Raw genomic sequence first — 24,499 nt, 5'->3', positions numbered from 1 at the left:
CCGATGGCTCCCGAGACCTCCGATCGACGGGCGATCATCACCGATGCGCTCCGCAAGATCGACGACCTGAGCAAGAAGCTCGCAATCGCCGAGCAGGCCGAGACCGAACCCATCGCAGTCGTCGGCATGGGTTGTCGGTTGCCCGGCGACGTCAGCGACCCGGAAGACTACTGGGATCTGCTGACCGAGGGGCGAAGCGGTGTGGTGCGTGTCCCGGACAACCGTTGGGACGCCGACGAATTCTTTGCCGAGGATCACACCATCCCCGGCACGATCGTCAACCGAGAGGGTGGATTCCTCACCCACTGGGATCCCGACGAATTCGACGCCGAGTTCTTCGGCCTTACCCCGCGCGAGGCCATTGGTATGGACCCGCAGCAGCGGCTCCTCATGGAGGTAGCCTGGGAAGCGATCGAAGATGCCGGGTGGACGCCGAAGTCATTGCGCGGCACACAAACCGGCGTGTTCGTCGGTATGACGACCAATGACTACACGCTGTCTTTCGCCGGTAAGCTCGCACCGGAGGAACTCGACCCCTACATACCTTTCGGCAATGCTGCGAACTTCGCTGCCGGACGTCTGTCCTACTTCCTCGGGGTCAACGGACCGGCCGTGGTCACCGACACCGCCTGTTCGTCCTCGCTGGTAGCGATCCACCTCGCATGTCAGAGCCTGCGGCGTCGTGAATCCGACAGCGCGCTCGCCGCGGGTGTCAACCTGAACCTGTCCCCGGAGAACAGCATCGCGTGCTCGCGCTGGGGAATGCTCGCGCCCGACGGCACCTGTAAGGCCTTCGACGCTGCCGCCAACGGCTATGTGCGCAGCGAGGGCTGCGGCGTCGTGGCACTCAAGCGTCTGTCCGACGCCGTGCGTGACTCCGACCCCGTCCTCGCGGTCATCCGCGGTACCGGTGTGAACCAGGACGGCGCGAGCAGCGGGCAAACCGTTCCCAACGGTCCGGCGCAACAGGCTCTGATGCGTCGCGTACTCGGCGCCTCGCGACTGAACCCCGCCGACATCGACTACGTCGAAGCGCACGGCACAGGGACGCCACTCGGGGATCCCATCGAGCTCGACGCGCTGTACAACGTGTTCGGAGAGCGCGGTGAGGCGGCACCGCTGGTCGTCGGTTCGGTCAAGACCAATCTCGGTCACCTCGAATCCGCCTCGGGCGTCGCGGGTTTCATCAAGGCAGTACTCGCGGTGGAGAACGCTCACATTCCCCGTCAATTGCACTTCTCCTCGCTCAACCCGCACGCGTGCGAGGGGGCGTCCGCATTCACGATCGCCGCGGAACCCACCGATTGGCCCGACACCGGTCGACCGCGTAGAGCGGGTGTCTCGTCGTTCGGTGTCAGCGGCACCAACGCCCACATCGTCATCGAGCAGGCGCCGGACCCGACCGTCAGCACGGCCGTGCGTCCCGAACCACTCGTCAACACACTTGTCGTGGCCGGTAAGACGCGGGAGCGTGTCGCGACAACAGCGGGAGTCCTCGCCGACTGGCTCGGGGGGGCCGGCGCGGACACCCCACTCTCGGCGGTGGCGTACACCCTCGCCGAGCACCGCGCGTCCTATCCGACATTCGCGAGCGTCACCGCAGCGGACAAGGATTCGGCCATCGCGGGCCTGCGTGCGATCGCAGGTGGATACAAGGCACCGGGTGTCGTCGGCGTGCACAACGGCGTGTGCCGACCCGGTACGGTGTTCGTCTACTCGGGACAGGGCTCGCAGTGGGCGGGGATGGGCCGACGGCTCCTGCAGGACGAACCCGCATTCGCGGCCGCCGTCGACGAACTCGAACCCGACTTCATCGCACAGGCCGGATTCTCGTTGCGCGACACCATCGCCTCCGGCTGCGCAGTCGTGGGGATCGACCGCATCCAACCGGTACTCGTCGGCATGCAGTTGGCCCTCACGGCGCTGTGGCGGTCCAAGGGCGTCGAACCGACCGCGGTGATCGGTCACTCGATGGGCGAGGTAGCGGCAGCGGTGGTGTCGGGAGCGCTCACCGTCGCCGACGGATTGAAAGTCATCTCCACCCGCTCGCGGTTGATGTCGGCGTTGTCGGGGCAGGGCGCCATGGCGCTGCTCGGCATCGACGCAGCGGAGGCCGAAGACCTCGTGCGCAGTGTGGACGGCGTGACGATCGCGGTGTACGCGGCGCCGGGACAGACTGTGATCGCGGGTCCGCCGGAACAGGTCGACTCCCTGGTGGCGCGTGTGGCAGCGTCCGAGCGACTGGCGCGGCGAGTCGAGGTCGACGTGGCCTCCCATCACCCGATCATCGATCCGATCCTTCCCGACCTACGCACCGCACTGGCGGATCTGAACCCGCACGAGCCGACCATCCCGTTGCTGTCCACGGCAGATCCGAGCGGGGCCGTGTCGCCTCGCATGGACGCGGACTACTGGTGTCGCAATCTGCGGAATCCGGTCCGCTTCAGCCAGGTTGTCGCGGAAGCCGGAAGCCGATTCGGAACATTCATCGAGGTCAGTCCGCACCCGTTGCTCACGCACGCGCTCGACGAGACACTGCGCGACGAACACCATCACAGTGTTGGCACGCTTTACCGCGACACCGATGACCTGGTGACGTTCGGCACCAATCTCGCTGCGACACACACGAGCACACCTCCATCGGTGTCCGAGCCCGCGCAGTTCGTCCGTCTGCCCCACACGCCGTGGCATCACTCTCGGTACTGGGTGAGGGTGCCCGACGCTCCGGTGAGCTCTGCGGCCGATGCGGGCGGCCCGGGACGACCCGGGAGCGACGCGCTCAGCGGCGGCTCTCCATTACGTCACGGTGTCCTGGGGGAGTGGCTGCTCGAGTTGGGTTGGCGCGAGCGCGCTATCGTCCCGGTCCCGCATACCCCGGCCCCTACCCCGACCCCTCGCGCCCAGTGCTGGCTGGTCGTGTCCGACGATCCCTGTGCCGACGAGATCGCCGCGCTGCTGGGCGGCGCCCGTGTTCTCGGTGCAGAGGATGTGACGGCGGAGTCACTCGAGGGCACGACACATGTCCTCTACGCGCCCGCTCCGTCCGGTGCCGACACCGTCGGGGCAGCGCATCGCACGTTCGGTACGGCACGGCGCCTCGCGACGCTTCTCGCCGGCAAAGCCGGGTCTTCCGCGCGTTTGCACATCCTCACCCGCAACGCGCAGTCCGTCGCCGACGACGAACCGGCGGACCCCGGCCAAGCGGTGCTCTGGGGTTTCGGCCGGACACTCGGGCTGGAACGTCCAGACATCTTCAGTGGTGCGACAGATGTCGCTGCGCTGGTCCCCCCGGAGCTCGTCGCCGCTCACCTGCTGGCCGAAACTGCGTCCGACGACGGCGACGACCAGGTCGTGTACCGGGCAGGCCGGCGTTTGGTTCCGCGCCTCCGGCGTGCGGATGTCCCCACAGGAATCGCCACGCTCCCCGCACAGGCCACGCAGTTGGTCGTCGGGGCGACGGGGAACGTCGGCCCGGATCTCATCCGGCAGCTCGCCGCCATGGGGGCCGGGACCGTCGTCGCGGTCTCGCGGAGCGGCAGCAGCGTACTTGCAGAGCTGACCGAGGAGCTCGCCGCGAGCGGCACGACACTCGTCACCCATGAGGGTGACGCCGCCGACCCCGGCGCAATGGCCGAGCTGTTCACCCGCTTCGGAGCGGACCTTCCGCCCCTCGACGGTGTCTACATCGCCGCTCTCGCGGGTGGCGCAGCCGAACTCGTCGACATGTCCGACGACGACGCGACAGCCATGTTCCGTCCCAAGGTCGATGCAGTCGACGTACTGCATCGACTCACGTTGCGCACACCGGTGCGCCGCTTCGTGCTGTTCTCCTCCGTCACAGGCCTGTTCGGCTCCCGCTGGCTGGGCCACTACACGGCCGCGAACGCATACGCCGACGCGGTCGGGTTCGCGCGGCATGCCATGGGGCTGCCCGCAACGGTCATCGACTGGGGGCTGTGGAAGTCATGGGCCGATGCCCAGCCCGAGACGGCTGCGGCAGGCCTCACCCCGATGCCGAACGACAAGGCGATCAGCACTCTTCCGATGCTGTTGGCGCCGGGAGCGGGGGTCCGGCCGATCGTCATCGGTGCCGACTGGGAACGCCTCGCGCAGGCGTATCGGATGCGGACCTCGTTCCGCATCGTCGACGAATTGCTGGGGATCGACGAATCGTCGGGCCCCGGCCACATCACAGACCTCGCAGAACTGCCGTCGGTCCGGCCGGGAACGGTACTCGGCGACGCTGACACCGACACCGACGTCGGCTACGTCCACAGGTGGCAGGGACGCTTGGAACCCACCGAGTTGCCCTACCCGGGATCGCATCTCGTGCAGGGCGTCGACGTCGTTCCGGCGTCGGTGCTCATGGCGACGGTCGCTCGTGCCGCACACGAGGCAGGCGCGGCAGGAGTCGGCCGGATTCGGTTCCAGTATCCCGTCGTCGCCGACCGGACCCGTGTCGTGCGGGTGTCGATCGACGCGGACGGCGAACTGATGGTGTCGTCGGCGACCTCACCCGGCGCAGGTGTCGACGAGTGGGTCGTGCATGTGACCGCCCGAACCACGACAGCGTCCGCGAAGCCCGTGCTCGATGCCGTCACCGACGACTCGGCGCCCACGGGATTCGACGCCGACGACGCACACCGATTGCAACAGCGTTGGGGCATCGACGGGCAGCCGTATCCGTGGAATGTGGTCAGCCACAGTACTTCTCGCGGAACTCTGTCAGCAGACATCGAGGTCGCCGGCCCGTCCGGCGTGGCATTCGTCGATGCGGCCGTGCATCTCGCTCGTCTGCTCGACGACTCCCACGATGAACTCATGTTCCCGGTCTGCGTGGATGCTCTGTCGATCGACGTCAGCACCGACGGTGCCGACACTTCACTCGGGAACGCGCGTGCCGAGATCCGCCACACCGGCGGCGACACAGACGGATTCACGGCCGACGCGGCGATCACCGCACAGGACGGATCGGTGATCGCGGTGCTGCGCGGACTCCGGTTCGCGGCTGCAGAGCCCCTTGGGGACTCCGCACACGGCGACGCGGGCGGGCAGGCGGTGGACGCCCCGGACTGGGCGGCGCTGTCGGAGAGCGACACGCGCGAGCAACTACGCGGGCGTCTGCGTGCCATTCTCGCCCGCGAGATCGGTATGCCCGCCGACGCATTGCGCATCGACCAGCCCTTTCCCGAGCTGGGGCTCGACTCGATGATGGCCATGACGGTGCTGCGCGATGCGCGCCACCTCGTCGGCATGGATCTCTCGGCGACGATGCTGTGGAACCACCCGACCATCGAAGCCCTCAGCGATTTGCTGACCGATCTCCTCGAGCCCAGACGCCGCGCGGCGATCCCCGAATCAGAGGCGGACGAGTCCGACGTCGACAGCGTCCTGGACAGCTTGTTCGACAGCGTCGAGTCGCTGTCCGACGATCCCTTCGCCGACGCGGAATCCGTGTCGGCGACAACCGAGAGTGGTGACGCATGAAGACGACCTACAACCGTGTGTCCGCGATGAATTCCAGCCAGCGCGGGGCGTTGTCGGAACAGTTCGACAAGGCAGCCCGTATCTCGGGTGCCGAGCCCATCGCAGTGGTCGGGATCGGCTGTCGTTTCCCCGGTGGGGTCCGCGGCCCGCAGCAGTACTGGTCGCTGTTGACCGACGGCCGTGACGGGATCGTCGAAGTACCCGAAGATCGCTGGGACGCCGAGGAGTACTACGACCCCGATCCATCCGTGCCGGGCCGGATGCCGTCGAAGTGGGGTGGCTTCCTCACCGACATCAGTGGCTTCGACGCCGACTACTTCGGCATCACTCCGCGTGAGGCCGAGGCCATGGACCCCCAGCAGCGGGTGCTGCTCGAGGTCGCGCTCGAGGCCCTGCAGAACGCCGGCTACAGCGCGGAGACGGTGAACGGCGTACGTGCCGCGGTGATGATGGGTGTGTACTACAACGAATACCAGGCCAACTCGGCAGCCGATCACACCGCGATCGACGCCTATTCGGCCACCGGGAACGCGCATTCGGTCACCGTCGGACGTGTCGCGTATCTTCTCGGACTCCGCGGACCCGCGGTCGCTGTCGACACCGCATGCTCGTCGTCGTTGGTGTCGCTGCACCTCGCATGCCAGAGTCTGCGCTCGCGCGAGACCGACCTCGGTCTCGCGGGTGGCGTCAATCTCATCCAGAAGCCGGAAACACAACTCGCGCTGGGGAAGTGGGGCATGTTGTCGCCCCGCGGACGCTGCAACGCGTTCGACGTCGACGCGGACGGCTTCGTGCGTGGCGAAGGCGCGGGTGTCGTCGTGCTCAAACGTCTCACCGACGCCGTCCGTGACGGCGATCGGGTTCTCGCGGTGATACGCGGTTCGGCCACCAACCAGGATGGCAGGTCCAACGGACTGACAGCACCCAATGCGCCCGCACAGAAGGACGTCATCACGCGTGCACTCGCAGCGGGTGACGTTCCCGCCTCGTCCGTCAACTTCATCGAAACCCACGGCACCGGAACCGCACTGGGCGACCCCATCGAATTCGACGCTCTCTCCGCCGTGTACGGCAAGGGCACGGCACCACTCGCGCTCGGAGCGGTGAAGTCGAATTTCGGCCACCTCGAGGCCGCCGCGGGAATCGCCGGGTTCATCAAGGCCGTATTGGCGGTCCATCACGGCGCGGTCCCGGCAAACCTGAACTTCACACGGTGGAATCCTGCGATCGACGTGAAGGGCACCAGGATCGTGATGCCCACCGAGACCACTCCCTGGCCGGTCACCGACGCACCGAGACGCGCCGGCATTTCGTCGTTCGGACTCGGCGGCACCAACGCGCACATCGTGATCGAGCAGGGCCCCGAACCACTCACAGCGACACGCGACGTCGACGCACCACGGTCAGTGACCACACTGTTCGTCGGCGGGAAGACCACCGATCGTGCCGAATCGTGGGCGGGCGCGCTCGCTGACTGGCTGGAGTCCGAGCCGGCCGTGTCACTCACCGACGTCGCATACACCCTCGACCGTCAGCGCAGCAGAACCGATCCCGTCGGAAGTGTGTCCGCCCGTGACCGGGCAGAGGCAGTCGCCGGTCTCCGCGCGCTCTCGTCCGGAACCCCGGCGTCAGGTGTTGTGCCGCCGACGAGGCGCATACATGGTCCCGGCACCGTCTTCTGTTATTCGGGTCAGGGCGCACAATGGGCCGGCATGGGCCGCGCCCTGTTGGCCCAGGAAGAGGCATTTCGGATCGCCGTCGACGAGATCGAGCCGGATTTCGTCGCGCAGGTCGGCTTCTCGCTGCGGGAGGTGATCGCGTCGAGCGCCCCCGTCGTCGGGATCGACCGCATCCAGCCGGTGATCGTCGGTATGCAGCTCGCACTGACCGCCCTGTGGCGGTCCTACGGGATCGAGCCCGACGCGGTGATCGGACATTCGATGGGCGAGGTCGCTGCAGCGATCGTGTCGGGTGCGCTCACGCGGGCCGAGGGCCTCAAGGTGATCGCCACGCGGTCGAAGCTCATGGCACGAGACCTCTCGGGGCAGGGCGCCATGGCACTCATCGAGGCAGATGCCGCCACCACTGACGCCCTGGTGCGCGCGTACGACGACGTCTCACTCGCCGTCCACGCGTCCGTCAACCAGAGTGTCGTCGCCGGCCCGCCCGAACAGATAGACAAGATCATCGCCGAGGTACAGGGACGCAATCTCCTGGCCAAGCGGGTCGAGGTCGACGTCGCATCCCATCACAGAACCGTCGACCCGATCCTCGACGAATTGCGGACGGCGCTGGCCGATCTCGCTCCGGCGGCGCCTGCCATCACGTTGTTCACCACCGTCTCGCGCGATGGTGAGTCGACGGTCATGGACGCCGACTACTGGGCGCGAAATCTGCGTAACCCGGTGCGTTTCACGCAGGCGGTCACGACGGCGGCACAGACGTACTCGACCTTTGTCGAGATGAGTCCGCACCCCCTGCTCACGCATGCGATCAACGACACGCTTTCGGTCGCACGACCACGCGGCGACACCGCTGTGCTGGGAAGCGTCGTGCGCAACGACGACGAGACCCTGGTGTTCCACGCGAATCTCGCTGCGATACAGGCAGCGTCGGAGGGTACCCGCCAGCACACCGACGGGTCACTCGTCGATCTGCCGCCGGCGCGTTGGCACCATACGCACTACTGGATGGCCACCAGGCCGTCCGGTATGGCCGCCGGTGCACACCCGTTCCTGGGCGTGCACATCGAGTTGCCCGCGGCCGCAGGACATCTGTGGCAGTCAGAGATCGGCATCGGGACCACACCGTGGTTGGCCGACCACAGTGTCCACGGGCAGTCGGTCATGCCTGCCGCGGGCTTCACCGAGATGATCCTCGCTGCGGGATCGGAAGCCTTCGACATTCCGGGTGATCGTCTCGTTCTCGACCGGGTCGAAGTCGAGCAGATGCTCCCGGTCGACGCGACGGTGCGTGTCACGACGCAGATGACCCCGACAGACGACGGTGCGCGGGTGGAAATCCACTCGCGCGATGCCGAGGGCACGTGGCGTCGCCACGCAGTCGGCAGGGTCACGACCGCCCCCGACGGACACACACCTCCGACGCCAGCACCGGTCACAGGTTCGGTCGTGTCGGCCGCGGACTTCTACACCGCCCTGCGACGCACCGGTGCGCACCATGGCCGCGGATTCGCGGCTCTGACCCGCATCGTCAGAGCCGACGGAGGCGCATCCGAGGCCGAGATCGTGCTCCCGGACGAAGCAACCGGCAACCCCGCATTCCGACTGCATCCGGTGATGCTCGACGCGGCATTACAGGGCGTTGCCGCGGCGATGCCCGCGGCGTCGCTGGCCGAGCCCGCGGAGGCCACCTACCTGCCCGTCGCAATCGGAGAGCTGCGGACCTTCGGTCCCATCGGCCGGAGTGCGACCTGCTCGGCGCGCGTCGTCGACGCGGAGAACGGGACGGACAAGATCGGCTCCTTCGTCCTCTCCGACGACCACGGCCGACCGGTTGCCGCGGCGTCGGACGTCTACCTGCGACGCGTGGGCAGCCATACCGTTCCGCTACCGCTCGAGCAGAAACTGTTCGACACCTCCTGGGTGCCGTCGCCGTTGTCGACCGATGCCGCGGCCGGGATCGCCTCCGGAAGTTGGCTGGTGCTGAGCTCGTTTGCCGACGACGCGCCGGCGGATGTGCTCGCCGACGACTTCGCCCACACGGTCAAAACCATGGACCACCGGCGTGTCCTCACCGCCGACATGAGTGACGACGCCGCGATCGCCGCAGGGATCGCAGCACTGACCGCCGAACCGTCCAGTCCTCCTGTCGGAGTGGTCGTGGTGGTCGACAAACAGGGCTTCGACGCGAGCGCCGCGTCCGCGGCTCGGGCGCGCGATCTGGTCTGGACGATCTCGTCGACCGTTCGCTGCCTTGTGAATGGTTGGCACGCAACGCCGCCCCGCCTGTGGATCGTCGCCCGAGATGGCCTCTGTGTCGACCCGAGAGAGGCCGGTGATCCCGCTGTGGGAGGGCTCACCGGCCTGGTACGTGTGCTCGCCTACGAACACCCGGATCTGCACACGACGCTCGTCGACCTCGACGATGCGGGCGACACCCTGAGCGAACTCGTCGGCGAGTTGTCGGCGAGTACCGCAGACGACATCGTCGCGTGGCGAGACGGTGTGCGATATGCCGCGCAACTGACTCGCACCACTCTCGGTGTCGCAGCGGACACCCCGCCGGTGAGCGGCGACGGAGCGTACGTCCTCACCGGTGGCCTCGGCGGCCTCGGTCTGGTCATGGCACAGTGGTTGGCACATCGCGGTGCCGGCCGCATCGTCCTCAACGGGCGCAGCGCCGCCGACGACGCGCAGCGCGCCGCCCTCGTCGACCTCGAATCGCGTTGCGAAGTCGTCTATGTGCAGGGTGACATCACCGAACCCGGCGTCGCGGTTGGCCTGGTCGCCGCTGCCGAGGAAACCGGGATGACGCTGCGTGGTGTCATGCACTCCGCCGCAGTCATCGACGACGAACTCGTCAGTGCTCTCTCGCCCGCAGCACTCGACCGTGTCTGGAGCCCCAAGGTCGGGGGTGCACTGGCACTCAACGACGCCTGCGCACACCGTGAGCTGGACTGGTGGATCGTGTTCTCCTCGGTGGCGTCACTGCTCGGCTCGCCCGGCCAGGGCGCCTACGCTGCCGCCAACGCGTGGACCGACGCACTCGTGGCATGGCGACGCGCAGCGGGTTTGCCCGCTACTGCGATCAACTGGGGTCAGTGGGCTCAGGTCGGTGTCGCACAAACCCTCTCGATGGTGGCGATCGATCCGATCACCCCCGAGGAGGGCGTCGAAGCGCTCGAGTCCATCCTGCGTCACGACGTCGCCCACGCGGGCGTGGTCCGACTACGTCTCGACCGCGCCGCCGCCGCGTTCCCCGAGCTCAACCGACTCGGCTACTTCGCGCCCCTTGTCGCCGAACTCGGAGCCGTCGACGACGACGAAGGGTGGGCCGGGGTGGATGCACTACGGCAACTCGACTCCGCGGCAGTGCTCGATGCGGTGACCGAGCGGCTGCGCACCCGAATCGCCACGATCATGGGATATGCCGACAACTCGGCGGTCGATCCGGACTCCGCACTGACCGAACTCGGCATGGATTCGCTGATGGCCGTGCGTATCCGGAACACAGTCCGCGGCGACTTCGGTGCCGAGCCCCCGGTCGCGCTGCTGCTGCAGGGCGCTTCTTCACGCGATCTGGCAGCCGATCTGATCCGCCAACTCGACCTCGCGCAGGCCGAGCAGACCGACACATCCGGTGGGCTGCGGGAACGCGCCCAGCAACGGGCCGCGGCGCGCCAGCGCGCTGCACGGCGCAGGACGGGGCAACGAGTATGACGACGACGAGTGCGTACCAATCACGCAGCATTGATTCCGATGTCGACGTGAACTCCGATGCGTTCCCGTCGGGCGCGATCGCCATCATCGGGATGGCGGGCCGGTTTCCCGGTGCTGGATCGGTCACGGAGTTCTGGCGTTCGCTCAGTGCCGACGAGGAGGGAATCGTCTCACTCGCCGAGGACGAACTCCGTGCCGCCGGTGTCAGCGAGGCGACCCTCGCGAACCCGAACTACGTACGCCGCGCGCCCGCGATGGACGGAATCGACGAGTTCGACGCGGAGTTCTTCGGATTCACTCCACAGGCGGCGAGAACGTTGGATCCGCAGCACCGTCTCTTCCTGCAGACCGCGTGGCATGCGCTCGAGGACGCCGGTTACGATCCCGCCGAGATCGAGGTCAACGTCGGCGTGTTCGGAACCAGTTCTGCGAGTGGTTATCTGCTGCACAATCTCATGTCGCACCTCGATCCTGCGAAGGTGATCGGTGAGGGCGCCAGCTTCGAGATGATCAACCTGTCACTGCAGAACGACAAGGACCATCTGGCCACCCGGGTGGCTCACCAATTCAACCTCCGCGGCCCCGCTTTCGCAGTCCAAACCGCCTGCTCGTCCTCCTTGCTCGCCGTTCACCTCGCAGCCCAGAGCATCCTCAACGGCGAATGCGAAATGGCCCTGGCGGGAGGATCGTCGATCCGCGTACCCAACCGTGTCGGCTACTTCCACGAACCCGGGTCGATGGCATCCCCGAGCGGATACTGCAGACCATTCGATGTACGTGCCGACGGAACGGTTTTCGGCAGCGGTGTGGGGGCCGTACTACTCAAACCACTCTCCGACGCCCTCGCCGACGGCGACCGGATCCACGCCGTCCTCCGGGGCTCGGCGGTCAACAACGACGGCGCGACGAAGATGAACTACGCCGCACCGAACGCTGCCGGACAGGCAGAGGTCATCGCCGAGGCACACGCCCTCGCTGAAGTCGATGCATCCTCCATCGGCTACGTCGAAACCCACGGCACCGCAACACCTCTGGGCGATCCGATCGAGATCGAGGGGCTACGACAGGCGTTCGAACTCGCCGAGGAGCAACGGGTCGGCCCCTGCGTGCTCGGGTCGGTGAAATCCAACATCGGCCACCTCGAGACGGCGGCCGGAATCGCGAGTCTGATCAAGGCCGTGCTGTGCCTGGAGAACAAGGCCCTTCCCGGCACTCTGCATTACACCGCACCAAACCCCGAACTCCATCTCGACCGTGGTCCGTTCGAGGTTCGCGGTCACCACAGCGAATGGGAGTCAGCCGGTCCGAGACGCGCCGGGGTCAGTGCATTCGGGGTCGGCGGGACCAACGTGCACGTCATACTCGAAGAGGCTCCGAACTCTGTCCCGGCCTCACCGGGAGCCGGCCCCCGGATTCTCACGCTCTCGGCACGCTCCGCAGATTCCCTCGACCTCGGACGTCGCGCGCTCGCCGATGAACTCGACAAGCGTCCAGAGCTCGACATCGCCGATGTGGCATACACTCTCGCGGGACGTCGTACCGAGCGGGTGCGGCTGGCGGCAGTCGTCGACGGCACAGCCGACGCGGCGGCCGTTCTCCGCGCCGACGAACACGACGACGTCTTCGTCGGCGAGGGCGTCGGCGTCGAGACAACCGGCGAGCGCGTCGCGTTCCTCTTCCCGGGCCAAGGCGCGCAACACATCGGAATGGCGCAGGGACTCATCGAGTCCGAGCCCGTCTTCGCCGAGAACTTTGCCGCGGTCGTCGACCTGTTCGATGCAGAGCTCGGCAGTGATCTTCGCACGGACATCTTCGACGGTTCCGCGCGAACTCTCGAGCGAACCGATCGAACCCAGCCCGCACTGTTCGCAGTCGAGTACGCCCTCGCCAAGCTGGCGATGTCGCGCGGAATCGTCCCGTCGGCACTCGCCGGACACAGCATCGGCGAGTACGCGGCCGCCACGATCGCCGGCGTCTTCGACCTGCCGACCGCAGTCAAGGCCGTGTCGATGCGGGCGCGGTTGATGAATGCCGCGCCGCGTGGCGTGATGGTGGCGGTGCCATGCGGTCCCGCTGATATCGCCGGACTGCTCGACGGTGAGGTGGACGTCGCCGCCGTCAACGACCCTGGTAGTTGCGTCGTCGCGGGTTCGCAGAGTGCGATCGCAGAGTTCACCGCGCGACTCGGTGACAAGGGCATCGCGGCCCGGCGGGTCCGGACGTCACATGCGTTCCACTCGCGTCTGATGGACGGGGTCGTCGCGGAGTTCACCGCGTTCCTGTCGCAACTGACCCTGCACGAGCCCGAGATACCCCTCATGTCGAACATCTCGGGTACCTGGATGTCGGCAGACGAGGCCACCAACCCCGCCACGTGGGCCCGACAGATCCGCGCAACCGTCCGGTTCGCCGACGAGGTCGGCACCCTACTCACCGACCCGACCCGGGTACTCGTGGAGGTCGGCCCCGGAGGCACGCTCACCGGCGCGGCGGCGCGGCACCCGTCGTGGTCGGACAGGCATCGCGCGGTTCGGTTGATGCGCCACCCGGCCCAGAATCGTGACGACGCCACCACCTTCCTGCTCGGGCTCGGTGCGCTCTGGGCCGCGGGAGTCGAGGTCGATCTCGACGGCACCGCCGACCCGGGTCGGCGGGTGACGCTGCCCGGATATCCCTTTGCTCGGCAACGGCATTGGGTCGAGCACAACACCGCGGCCAGATTCGTCGGATCCGGCACCATCGGGGCCGATGCGTCGGCCGATGCCGCCGTCACCGCGACACGCAGTGGTCAGTCGCCGATGGAGGACGTACTCGGCAGGATCTGGGCACAGTGCCTAGGCGTTGCCGACGTCGACCGCAATGCCAACTTCTTCGAGATCGGCGGCGATTCACTCATCGCGATCAGTATCGCCATGAGCGCGTCTCACGAGGGATTGGAGTTGACTCCTCAGGACCTGTACGAGAACCAGACGGTCGCTGGCCTGGCGAAGAGGCTCACCGCACGCTATGAACAGGGCGGCCTGGGACGCAAGGTCGACGCAGATCCCGATCACCTGCCCGTACCACCGAACGTCACCCGGTTCCTCGAACGTGGGCTCATCGAACCGAACTCGTGGCGCATTCCGGTCATCCTGCGACTCCGGTCGGATATCGACGCCGACACGGTCCGACGGGTCATCACCGAGATCGTGAATCACCATGACGCGCTGCGTATGCAGTTGGTCGACACCGCAGGTGTCGTCGAGCAGCGCATCGGCGCGCAGATCGACTCGGTTGATCTGATCACGGCCACGATCGGCGCGGGCCTCGAGGCAGGTGAGGAGGGTCGCCGACATGAGATCATCCAGGTACTCGACGACGCCGTCGCCGGGTCACACGAAACGGTCGTCCCACTCATCTCCGCGCATGTGACGGCACCGGATGGTCCTACGTACCTGGCACTTTCGGTGCACGGACTCGTCGCCGACAGTGAGTCCAGGGACATCCTGTTGACCGATGTGTTCACCGCGTTCGGGCAGGTGCTGGCAGGGGAGGAGATCACTCTCGCCCCCGTCGCCGCACCGTGGCGCGAATGGTCACAACTGTCGGCGGAACTCGCCGTTCATCCAGCGGTGCAAGCCACACGCGAGTACTGGCTGAACGCCACTGCCGACGTCAACCTCGCGCTCACCGGAGGCGGTGTGGCCGAGCGTCCATCGGCGCGACATTTCATCCGAGTGGCGACGGCGTTGACCGAGAACCAGACAACGGAACTCGACGACGCGCGTCGTAGATTGACCTTTCCACTCGACCATTTCGTGCTCACCGCACTCGGGCGCACCGTTGCCGGTGTACTCGCCGACGGCCAACTCGCCGTCGACCTCGCAGGCAATGGCCGCGCGGTACTACGCCCCGAACTCGACCCACGGCGGACGGTCGGTTCGTTCTCGGCTGTGCACCCGATCACGCTGCGCTGTAGGGCGGTCAGCGGATACACGGCAGCCGAGCGTCTCGAACAGATCCGTGAGACCGTCACCGACGTACCGCATCAAGGCGTCGGTTACGGTGCGCTGCGGTATCTGTACGCACCAACCGCGAGACGTCTCGAGTCTGCGCCGGCCGCGGATCTCCTCCTGACGTTCGCGGGCGCCGTCCCCGAATTGCCGAACGAGACCGCAGAGGCCCCCGTGTCGCTCAGCAGCGAGGCTGCCATCGCACTCCGCGACACACCACCGGGATTGGGTCACCCCGTAGAGGTTCGGGTCTATCGGGCGGGTGGCGCTGTCCACGTCGACTGGTGGTATGACCACCGTGTGGTCGATGCCGAGCTGGTGCGGCGTCTTGCCGACACGTTCGTCGTCGCCCTGACCGATCTCGCCCGCGAGGCGATCATCTCCGACGAGGCCGAATCCGCCGGGGAAGAACTCGAATTCATCGACCTCTCTTCCGACTTCGACCTGGGAGAAGCCGGTGCACGACAATAGCGTGCGGGTCAGACGCCGTGCGGGCCGACACCGACGCCGAGAGGAGTCCGACTTCGCGGTGGTCGTCGACAACCTCCGGAAGCGATTCGGCGATTTCGAAGCGCTACGGGGGGTGAGCTTCTCCGTCGGTCGGGGAGAGGTCCTCGGTCTGCTCGGTCCCAACGGCGCCGGCAAGACGACGACCGTCGACATCCTCTCGACATTGAGCAAGCCCGATTCGGGGATCGTGCGTGTTGCCGGTCATGATGTCGCCGACGACCCGGCCGCGGTGCGACGCTCGATCATGCTGACGGGACAGCAGGTTGCTCTCGACGAGATGCTCACCGGTCGTGAGAATCTCATCATGTTCGGGCGGTTGCAGGGGCTGCGTAAGCGTGCCGCGCAGCAGCGTGCCGACGATCTGCTGCACCAGTTCGACCTGCAGTACGCGTCCGACCGTCAACTCGGCACGTACTCGGGGGGTATGCGCAGGCGTATCGACATCGCCTGTGGTCTCGTCGTCCGACCGGAGGTGGTCTTCCTCGACGAGCCGACGACCGGTCTCGATCCGCGCAGCCGCCAGGCGGTGTGGGATCTGGTGGCGAAGTTCAAGGGCCAGGGAATCGCAACGGTCCTCACCACGCAGTACCTCGAGGAGGCCGACACCCTCGCGGACAAGATCGTGGTCATCAACCGCGGGACCGTGATCGCCGAGGGCACCGCCGACGAACTCAAGGCCCGCACGGGGGCGACGTACTGCGAGATCGTTCCGCGCTACGTCTCCGACATCCCTGCGATCATCCACGCACTCGGTCCCATGCTGCCCCGACAGAAGCGCAACGTCCTGTCCGCCGAAACCGACCGCATCGCGATGCCGGCACCGCGGGGCCCCGAGACCCTTGTCGAGGTGGTCAATCGTCTCTCGCGCACCGGTATCCAGTTGGCCGACATCGGTTTACGACGTCCCTCGCTCGACGAGGTGTTCTTCGCCCTCACCGGCACCGACGTCGCACCGACGAGCCGAGTCGACGACGGGCTGCCGGTATGACGGGCGCGATGCACAACGACATCTACGCACGGGACGCGTCAGCAACCCGTGGTGCCGAGCCGTCCCCACTGCAGCAGTGGTGGGTGTTGACCTCTCGGTCGATTCTTCCGACTTTCCGAAACGGTGAACTCCTCACCCAGATCGCTGCCTCGATCATGTTCACCGTCGGTTTCTACATTCCACTGAAGAAGATCGGGATGTATGCGACCGACATGAGCAGCTATGCGCAATACCTCATGCCGCTGATCGCACTGCAGGCCGTCAGTTTCGCGGCGATCTCGGGCGCATTCCGGTCTGCCTCCGACGCCGTGGCCGGGATCAATCGGCGATTCCAGGCCATGCCGATATCGCGGTTCATTCCGTTGGCGTCGCGTCTGACAGCGAGCATGTATCGATGCACCGTGGCACTGGTCATCTCCCTGATCTGCGGATACGTGATCGGATTCCGCTTCTACAACGGTGTGACCGCCACGATCGGGTTCTGTCTGTTGGTGCTCGCGATCGGTGCCGTTCTGTCCCTGTTGGGAGAGGTGGTGGGAACGGCCGCCCGAAACCCCGACGCCACAACACACATGATGATGCTGCCGCAGTTGATCTTCGGGCTGCTGTCGGTCGGTGTGCAGGCCGCAGACGCTTTCCCGTCTTGGATTCAGGGATTCGTGCGCAATCAGCCGATTTCGCAGTTCGTGTACGCGCTGAGGGCTCTCGCCGGTGATTCGACGCCTGCAGCAGGAGAGATCGGTTGGGAGACGGTCGGACCAGCCGTGCTGTGGATTGTCGGGTTGTTCGTCGTGCTCGCGTTGGCATACACCGCCGTGTCGTCGAGAGGAACGTCGAAGTGACCCTCACATCGACGGCCGAGCACGATTCCATCGGCGTCCGGAAGCGTACGAACGAACGTTCGCTGCGATCTCTCGTGGGCGACACCGCGACACTCACGAACAGACTTCTGCGACGCTGGACGCGCGATCCCGCGACAACCGCCGAAACGGTTCTCGTTCCGGTTGCCTTCCTCGTCACTCTCAACATCGTGCTCGGGGACGGGATTGCCAGATTCAGCGGTCACAGCGCCCTGTACGGCAGTGTGCCGCTCGTTGCCATGGTCGCCGCAACCCAGGGGGCGACCGTTGGCGGCCTCGGACTCATGCGCGAGCGAGACGACGGCCTCCTCGCGCGGCTGTGGGTTCTGCCGATCAACCGTGCCGCGGGCTTCATCGCCCGCATTGCCGCCGAGGCGGCCCGCATCGTTCTAGCGACCGCCGCTCTCATGATCACAGGACTCATCCTCGGCATGCGCTTCCACGAGGGCATCCTCGCCGCGATCTGCTGGCTGTTCGTGCCGTGCATCTTCGGATTGGCGTTCTTCATCGGGGTGGCGGCGGTCGCGCTGTACGCGGCCAAGGCGATCGTGGTCGAGGCGACGGCTCTCGTGTCCGGGCTCTTCATGTTCTTCTCGACCGGGTTCGTCCCGCTCGAGGCGTATCCCGAGTGGATCAGGCCTGCCGTCGAGCACCAGCCACTGAGTTACACCGTCGACGTGATGCGCGGACTGTCGATGGGCGGTCCGGTGCTCGCGCCGTTCGTCGGACTGGTGACCTGGTCGGCGATCATCGCGGGCATCTGTCTGGTTCCCGCCATCCTCGGCTACCGACGGGCCAGCATGCGTGAATAGCCGCCTCGTCGAACACCGTGCAGTCAATCCGACAACGGTGCGCGTCCCGTTGAGCGTGCACCCCGAGCTCAGGAAGTGGTCCAGATGAGTTCAACCTCCACAGTCAGGAAGCTCGCGAAAAGCGAGGAGATGTTCGCCGAGACACACAACTTCGTCGGTCTCGGAGCGCATCTGGACGGACCGCTCGACGTCGACGCGTTGGCGGAAGCATTCGACGCCCTGCTCGACACACATCCCGTACTCGGTGGACATCTGGAGAGGGCATCCGACGGACGATGGGACATCGTCGTCGACGACCTGATGCATCCCGGGATCATCGTCGTACATGCGACCGACGTCGATGCGGACATCGCACCGATCCACTTCGACCAGACCGAAACCCTGGTACACCTGCGCCTGGTGATCCTCCCGGCGTCGGTACAGGCCACGCTCTACGTTCATCACAGTCTTGCCGACGGCCATCACCAGTTCAGCCTGATCGAGGAATTGTTCTCCTACTACACCGATCTCGTCACCACAGGAGACTTTCGGCCGGGACCGATAGAGCCGGCGCCCGCCTCTTTGGAGAGCGTGCTGGCCGACCGCGGTGTCGTCAAACTGCCACGTTCGGGACTCGAGCGGTTCATGCCTGCGTTGTTCGCCTACGACCTACCTCCGTCGCGACGCGCGACATCGTCGCAGCGTCCCGCCGCACCGATGAGAGTTCCGATGGCCTGGTGTCAGATCAGTGCGGAGCGCACACGCGCGATCACCGCATACGCCAGGGAGCACAGGATCAGCCTCAACGGCGTGTTGTCTGCGACAATTCTCATCGCGGAGTGGCGACTCCGTGGCGAACGCGCCATCCCCGTCCCGTACATCTACCCGGTCGATCTGCGTTACATCCTCACACCGCCGGTCACGGCGACGGCGGCCACCAATCCCGTCGGCGTCGGCACGTACCTCGCCGAGATCGACCGCAACACAGATGTTCTCAAGCTCGCGCAGGCCATTTCAGAGGCATACCGCACCGATCTCGACGAAGGCATCATCGCCCAGTCGTTGCTGCACTTCACCCCGCAGTACGACGGCAATCCACCGGGGCTGCCCGACGTGGTCATGGTGACCGACAACGGAATCATCCCACCGATGCGTACACCCCCGGACGTGACGTTGACCGCAGTGCATGGCGAACTGTACTTCCAGGTCGGTGGCGGAATCGAGATGTACACGAGCAAGATCTTCGACGGTCGGCTCATGGTGGAATACCACACGCACGGGGTCGATCCGGAACGCTCGATCGCAGCCATCGAGGAGCTGCTCAATGAGCTCGCCGCACACGCGGTCGCCGACCGCGTCGGCTGACCCTCAGAAAGCGAATCGATGATATTGCAACGATTTCCGAGCAGCAGGCGCCAACCGCGAGACGGTGCGCGCCGCACGGAATCCCCCGCGCACCCGATCGAACGTCGGCGCGTCGAACAGGGTGGTGTCGTCCACCAGGCGCAGACCGGGGACCGCGTCGACGACCTCTCCCGGCTCGTTCACAGCCCAGAACAGGGTCGACCCGGAACGCCTGTTGAGCATGTGCATCTTCTGCGTCTTGATCGCGAGCCAGTTGTAGAAATCGATCTGGATCTCTCCGGAGCCGAATCTGTCGACCACGCGACGCAACAGCGCGGTTCCCTCGTCCTGCGTGAGGTACATGCTGATTCCCTCCGCGAGGAAGAGCACCGGACCATCCGCCGGGATCTGTTGGAGCCACGAGGGATCCGTTGCCGACGTCTTGATCAGGTGATAGTTCTCCCGGCTCGGGTAGATCTGCTCACGCAGAGCGATCACGTCGGCGAAATCGCAGTCGTACCAACGAACATCAGGTCCGGGGTCCAGTCGGAAAACCCGAGCGTCGAGACCACAACCGATGTGGATCACCGTGGCATTGCGCTGTTGCGCAAGGAATTCACGAGCCCACACGTCGTAGAGGGCAGTGCGTACCGTGACGATCGGCGCCCACCTGGCGGTGACTCCCAGGCTGTCCCAGTCGAAGTCGAGCCGCTCGACCGCATCGCGGGCGAACGCGTCACCCAACACCGGTTCGGCGAACCGGGCATCGAGCGCCTTCAGGTACAGAGTTGTGAGCATCGTCTTCGCGGCACCGGTGAGGTCCACGACGGCCTTGTCGGTCATTGGCAACACACTAGTGGTCGACGACGCGCTGCGCCATCGGCCAAATGCGCGAACAGGATTCATGCGCGATGTCGGATGCCTGAACCTTTGTCATCTCCGAGCCATCAGTCCCCAGACGATCAATTCACCGACCATCAATTCACTGACGAGAGGTAGACCGGTGAGCGATTCCGATCAAAACGGCCCTCAGCGTGCTCCACGCGTCCTGATGGTCTCCTACAGCTACACCGGACAATCACGGGCAATGCTGGCGGCGGCTGCCGACGAGTTCCGCGCGCGGGGATGGGAAGTCGTGGACGCCGACATCGAGTTCACCGACACCCGGTATGCGGACCGTTTCTCCCGTTTCCCCATGCGTAGGGTTTGGCCGGATATGTTGAGCGTGCTTCCCGCGCAGAGCAGGAGGGCCACCGGATCCATCGCGGTACCCGACACCGTCCGGGACGGCCGGTACGACCTCGTCTGCATCGGCTCCCCGACGTGGTGGAGCAAAGCCAGTATTCCGATCCGGTCGTTCCTGACATCCGACGACGCGCGCCGAGTGCTGGCGGGCACGCCGTTCGCCGTGGTCGTGGTGTGCAGGGACAGTTGGAAGGGAAACCTCGACGAGGTGCGCAGACTCGGTCAGTGGCAGGGCGGGCGCTACCTGGGAGGTATACACGTCCAGTATCCGGGCGACCAGCTGCGTTCGATGTTGTCGTTGACGAGCTATCTCGGTTCCGGGGAGTACCGCGAATCCTATCTGGGCATACGCATTCCGCCGACGAACGTCGGCTCGCGCGATCTCGCGGCGTCACGCGATTTCGCCGCAGGGCTCATCGAACAACTGGCTCAGGAGAGGGTCTGATGCCCAAGACATTCGAGGTCGACGTCGAGTCGCCGATCAGCACCACCCGTGTCCTCGACGCCTTCGGCACGGCCGCGTACTGGCACGACAGATTCGAGACCTTCGGTACGCGTACTGTTGTCGACCAACTCACCGTTCACGACACCGGTCGGGTCGACATCGTCACCGTGCAGGATCTCCGGCGAGATGGCCTGCCGTCCCTGCTGACGAAGGTCTATCGCGGGGATCTGCAGGTCAAGACGACTGAGACGTGGATCCCCCGGGGAAACGGGGATGTCACCGGCGAACTCGTCGTCGAGGTGATTGGCGCCCCCGGCTCGGGCGGGGGGAGTGCGCGAATGACCCCGCGCGGCTCGGGATCACACCTGACGTTCTCCGGGGTCGTGCGCTTCCCGGTTCCCGTCGTCGGCGGACGGATCGAGAGCTACGTGGGAGAACAGTTCAGCCAACACATTCCGGAGATCCAGGATTTCACCACCGACTGGGTGCGTGCTCATGGGTGATCAGACGCGACGATCGACGCCCATTCCGACCCCGGAAGAAGCCTTCGCACGCCTGGACATGCCCCTGGGTGAGGCAATGATGACGCAACGCGCGATACGCAGAGTGCTGCCGGACCCGGTCGACGACGCGGTGATATTGCGGTGTATCGAACTCGCCCTGCAGGCTCCGACCGGCAACAACGGACAGCAGTGGGAATTCGTCGTCGTCAAGGACCGCGCGGTCAAGGAGAAGCTCGCGCGCCGCTACCGCCAGGCATGGAATCTGTACACCCGCTTCGCGCTTCGCTATCTGGTGCGGGAGGACGACGCGAGCGCACGCACGGTGAAGGCCGTCCAGTGGCAGGTGGACCATTTCGAGGAGATACCCGTGCTCGTCGTCGCCTGTCTGAGACTCGGGGTTCGTGAGGGCCGCGTCACCGGTCTCCGGATGCCGCATCCAGCGGAATCGGGCTACTGGGGATCGATCTACCCCAGCGTGCAGAACCTGCTCCTCGCCGCTCGTGCGATGGGGCTCGGTGCGTCACTGACCACCATGCCGCTGTGGAATCTCACCTCGGCGCGTCGAATTCTCGACCTCCCCGTCAACGTCACGCCGTTGTGCATCGTGCCGATGGGATGGCCGCGCGGCCGGTACGGGCCGTCTGCGCGACGGCCTGTGGGTGAGGTGACCCACCTCGACGGCTACGGGGTGCGCGCGTGGCTGCGGCCCATTGACGAGCAACCGAAACACAAGGAAGCGCAGGACGGGGGACCACGAGATGAAAGACCTCCCGAGCCGCGATCACGCGATCAGCGCACGGGGACAACCGATTCCGCACCGCAGCCCGACCCCGCCGACGAGGCGACCCTCACACCTCCGAGGTAACACGCGCGCTGGTCGGTCCGATAGACGACCGAGAGCGTGTGCCGAGAGCCACAGCCACCACGGGTCGTGGGGAAGCAGTTGTGCCCCGTGGAGTGCGAATCGACGGTTCTCGGTGTCGAGTCATCCATCCATGCGATAGAGAGCTGAGCATTGACCAGGTCAACCACCGACACCATGTTCACGTACGGCGCCGGGGCCGTACACGGGAATCCGTCGTCCCGTGGCACAACGGTCTCCCGCACAACCACGAAGCGAAGCGGTGCGGTGACTGCCGCCGTCGCGGGGGCAGGACTCGTAGCCGCGCTGGGCGCCCAACTGGCCGCCCCCGGAGCACAAGCACATGCGGCGAGTTCTGTGGCGAACATACCCGCGAATGTCTACGAGACGGTGGCCAACATCCCAGCGGTGCAGTACCAGGCGCTGCAGCAGACCACCAAGGCGTTCAACGACTCCGGCAACTGGTGGTTGTACATCCCCACCAACGTCGTCGGTTTCGACCAGCAGGATTACGAGAAGGTCACTGCGATCAGCCTGCTTCTCATGCCGATCCCGAAGGTCGCTGCCGCGCAATCGGATCAACTCTGGATGACGCTCGCGACCTTTGCTCCGATGACACCCAACTGCACCGGAGTGCCGGGGCCGTGCAGCGATCCGCTGTACATGCTGCAGTACGGCCAGGTCCCGATGTGGCAATTGCTGACACCCGAGGGCTACACCTTTCCCGAGATCCGCAACACGATCGATCCGAAGAACCCCTACTACACGAATGCAGACGGCGACCAGGTCGCAATACAGCCGTGGTGGTCGGGAAAGACCGTCCACCTCGACTTCTTCGGACCGGCCAAGGCGATCTGGGCGACACTCACCGACGATCCGACCGGCACGATCGAGCAGGGTCCGACAGCTGACCAGTGGGCACAGGCCTACGGCGACTTCGGTAAGGCGGTGTTCAACGGACTCAATCCGTTCGTCGATGGCACCTACTGCCTGCCGTGCCAGTTGTTCGGTGTTGCGGGTGCTCCCGGATCACTACCGAAGTTCGCGCTGTTCGACAAGTACTACACAGCATTCGACCTCGGTCAGAAGCTCACCGATCAGGACTGGAGCCTGAACCCCGCGAACAACTACGATCCCACCGATCCGGAACGCGACGACTACGTCCCGGTGACCAACATCTGGACGAAGGCGGCCTGGGATCAGATCTTCACCGACGGGGTCGCGTCCGTGACTGATTCGGTGGCGATGATCCCGCAGCTACCGACGATCATCCCCGAGAACCTGGCAGCCTTCGGCGATCAGCTCGATGCACTCTCGACGCTGGTGGCGCGCAACATCGTCACCAACATCCGCGGATTGGGTGTCGCCACCGGCACCACCGTCGAATCCGCCGAAGACCTCGCGTCCATGATCAGGGAGTCGTTCGTCAATGCACTGTCCGCACAGGGGACGACGCCGTCCCCCGGGACCACGAACACCGTGATCCACAAGACGTCCGCGGCCAGGACGTCGGTCACTCTCACGGCCGACGAGGCCCTCCGCGGCGCCCGCACCGCACCGGAAACCGACTCGTACTCCGAGGAACTGCAGAACCTTCGGGGCACCGGCCAGTCGGCCGAGCCCACCGCCGACGCCGCGGCGTCGAACCCCACATCGGCGGCACCCACTCGCGCGCACCCGGCCCTGCCGGGGCAGGAGACGCCGGCCGCGACTCCGAGACTGCCCGAGCCGCAGCCGGTTCCACAGTCGGGCGACTCGACTCCCGGGGGTGCTCCGACCGACATCACCGCCACGGGCTCCGCCGCGTCGTCCACCCAGGCTCCCCAGATCGGAAGTGCGTCCGACTCACCGACGTCACCTACACAGCAGAGCGCTGGTCGGCATCGGGCCGATGACGGCTCCGGATACACCGGTAAACATCGCGCGGACACGGACTCGCCGTCGTCGAACAACACCAATGGTTCGGGCGGTGCATCGTCCGGGAGCGGAGGCGCGAGTAGAGCTGCCGCATAAGACGTGTCGACGGCGCGGGGTCAGCGCTTCGGTCGCTGCCCCTCGCTGATTGCCGCC

General features: G+C 66.0%; 12 protein-coding genes. 11 read left to right on the top strand and 1 reads right to left on the bottom strand.

Annotation, left to right across the window (positions count from 1 at the left end):
• The first annotated feature begins 3 nt into the window (after positions 1–3).
• From GOOTI_RS02905 to GOOTI_RS02875, 7 genes are all read left to right on the top strand, one after another.
• Entirely contained in the window at positions 4–5,487 is a 5,484-nt protein-coding gene (locus tag GOOTI_RS02905) for a type I polyketide synthase (protein WP_039993225.1), read from the top strand.
• Complete coding sequence (locus GOOTI_RS02900) at positions 5,484–10,889, top strand: type I polyketide synthase (RefSeq protein WP_007237060.1); 5,406 nt, start codon at positions 5,484–5,486, stop codon at positions 10,887–10,889. Before GOOTI_RS02905 ends, GOOTI_RS02900 begins: the two co-directional genes overlap by 4 nt.
• On the top strand, positions 10,886–15,352 hold the full coding sequence (locus GOOTI_RS02895) for a type I polyketide synthase (RefSeq protein WP_007237059.1): 4,467 nt from the start codon (positions 10,886–10,888) through the stop codon (positions 15,350–15,352). The genes GOOTI_RS02900 and GOOTI_RS02895 overlap by 4 nt, the downstream gene beginning before the upstream one ends.
• A 58-nt stretch (positions 15,353–15,410) precedes the next feature.
• Positions 15,411–16,379 carry an ATP-binding cassette domain-containing protein gene (locus GOOTI_RS02890; RefSeq protein WP_007237058.1) on the top strand — a complete coding sequence of 323 codons (969 nt, stop codon included), beginning with the start codon at positions 15,411–15,413 and terminating at the stop codon, positions 16,377–16,379.
• A gap of 8 nt (positions 16,380–16,387) precedes the next feature.
• Entirely contained in the window at positions 16,388–17,221 is an 834-nt protein-coding gene (locus GOOTI_RS02885; protein WP_039993229.1) for an ABC transporter permease, read from the top strand.
• Positions 17,218–18,051, top strand: coding sequence for an ABC transporter permease (locus GOOTI_RS02880; protein ID WP_007237056.1), 834 nt, complete (start codon positions 17,218–17,220; stop codon positions 18,049–18,051). Before GOOTI_RS02885 ends, GOOTI_RS02880 begins: the two co-directional genes overlap by 4 nt.
• Positions 18,052–18,135: 84 nt before the next feature.
• Entirely contained in the window at positions 18,136–19,395 is a 1,260-nt protein-coding gene (locus GOOTI_RS02875; RefSeq protein ID WP_007237055.1) for a phthiocerol/phthiodiolone dimycocerosyl transferase family protein, read from the top strand.
• Positions 19,396–19,398: 3 nt separating this feature from the next.
• Here GOOTI_RS02875 and GOOTI_RS02870 read toward each other — a convergent pair whose 3' ends face one another.
• Complete coding sequence (locus tag GOOTI_RS02870; protein WP_007237054.1) at positions 19,399–20,217, bottom strand: class I SAM-dependent methyltransferase; 819 nt, start codon at positions 20,215–20,217, stop codon at positions 19,399–19,401.
• 160 nt (positions 20,218–20,377) lie between these two features.
• Between GOOTI_RS02870 and GOOTI_RS02865 the strand changes: the two genes are divergently transcribed.
• The 4 genes from GOOTI_RS02865 (at position 20,378) to GOOTI_RS02850 (ending at position 24,442) form a co-directional block, all read left to right on the top strand.
• Positions 20,378–21,064 (top strand): flavodoxin family protein, encoded by a 687-nt coding sequence (locus GOOTI_RS02865; RefSeq protein WP_007237053.1) that lies wholly within the window; start codon positions 20,378–20,380, stop codon positions 21,062–21,064.
• Positions 21,064–21,567: a DUF2505 domain-containing protein gene (locus tag GOOTI_RS02860; RefSeq protein WP_007237052.1), complete on the top strand. Its 504-nt coding sequence runs from the start codon at positions 21,064–21,066 to the stop codon at positions 21,565–21,567. The genes GOOTI_RS02865 and GOOTI_RS02860 overlap by 1 nt, the downstream gene beginning before the upstream one ends.
• Positions 21,560–22,432 (top strand): nitroreductase family protein, encoded by an 873-nt coding sequence (locus GOOTI_RS02855; protein ID WP_007237051.1) that lies wholly within the window; start codon positions 21,560–21,562, stop codon positions 22,430–22,432. Before GOOTI_RS02860 ends, GOOTI_RS02855 begins: the two co-directional genes overlap by 8 nt.
• Positions 22,433–22,696: 264 nt before the next feature.
• Complete coding sequence (locus tag GOOTI_RS02850; RefSeq protein ID WP_007237049.1) at positions 22,697–24,442, top strand: hypothetical protein; 1,746 nt, start codon at positions 22,697–22,699, stop codon at positions 24,440–24,442.
• Positions 24,443–24,499: the final 57 nt, after the last annotated feature.

The sequence above is a fragment of the Gordonia otitidis NBRC 100426 genome (assembly GCF_000248075.1).
In the GTDB taxonomy this organism is placed as follows: Bacteria; Actinomycetota; Actinomycetes; order Mycobacteriales; family Mycobacteriaceae; genus Gordonia; species Gordonia otitidis.
The sequence above is the reverse complement of the archived record's forward strand: the minus strand, read 5'-3'. Positions and strand labels throughout refer to the sequence as shown.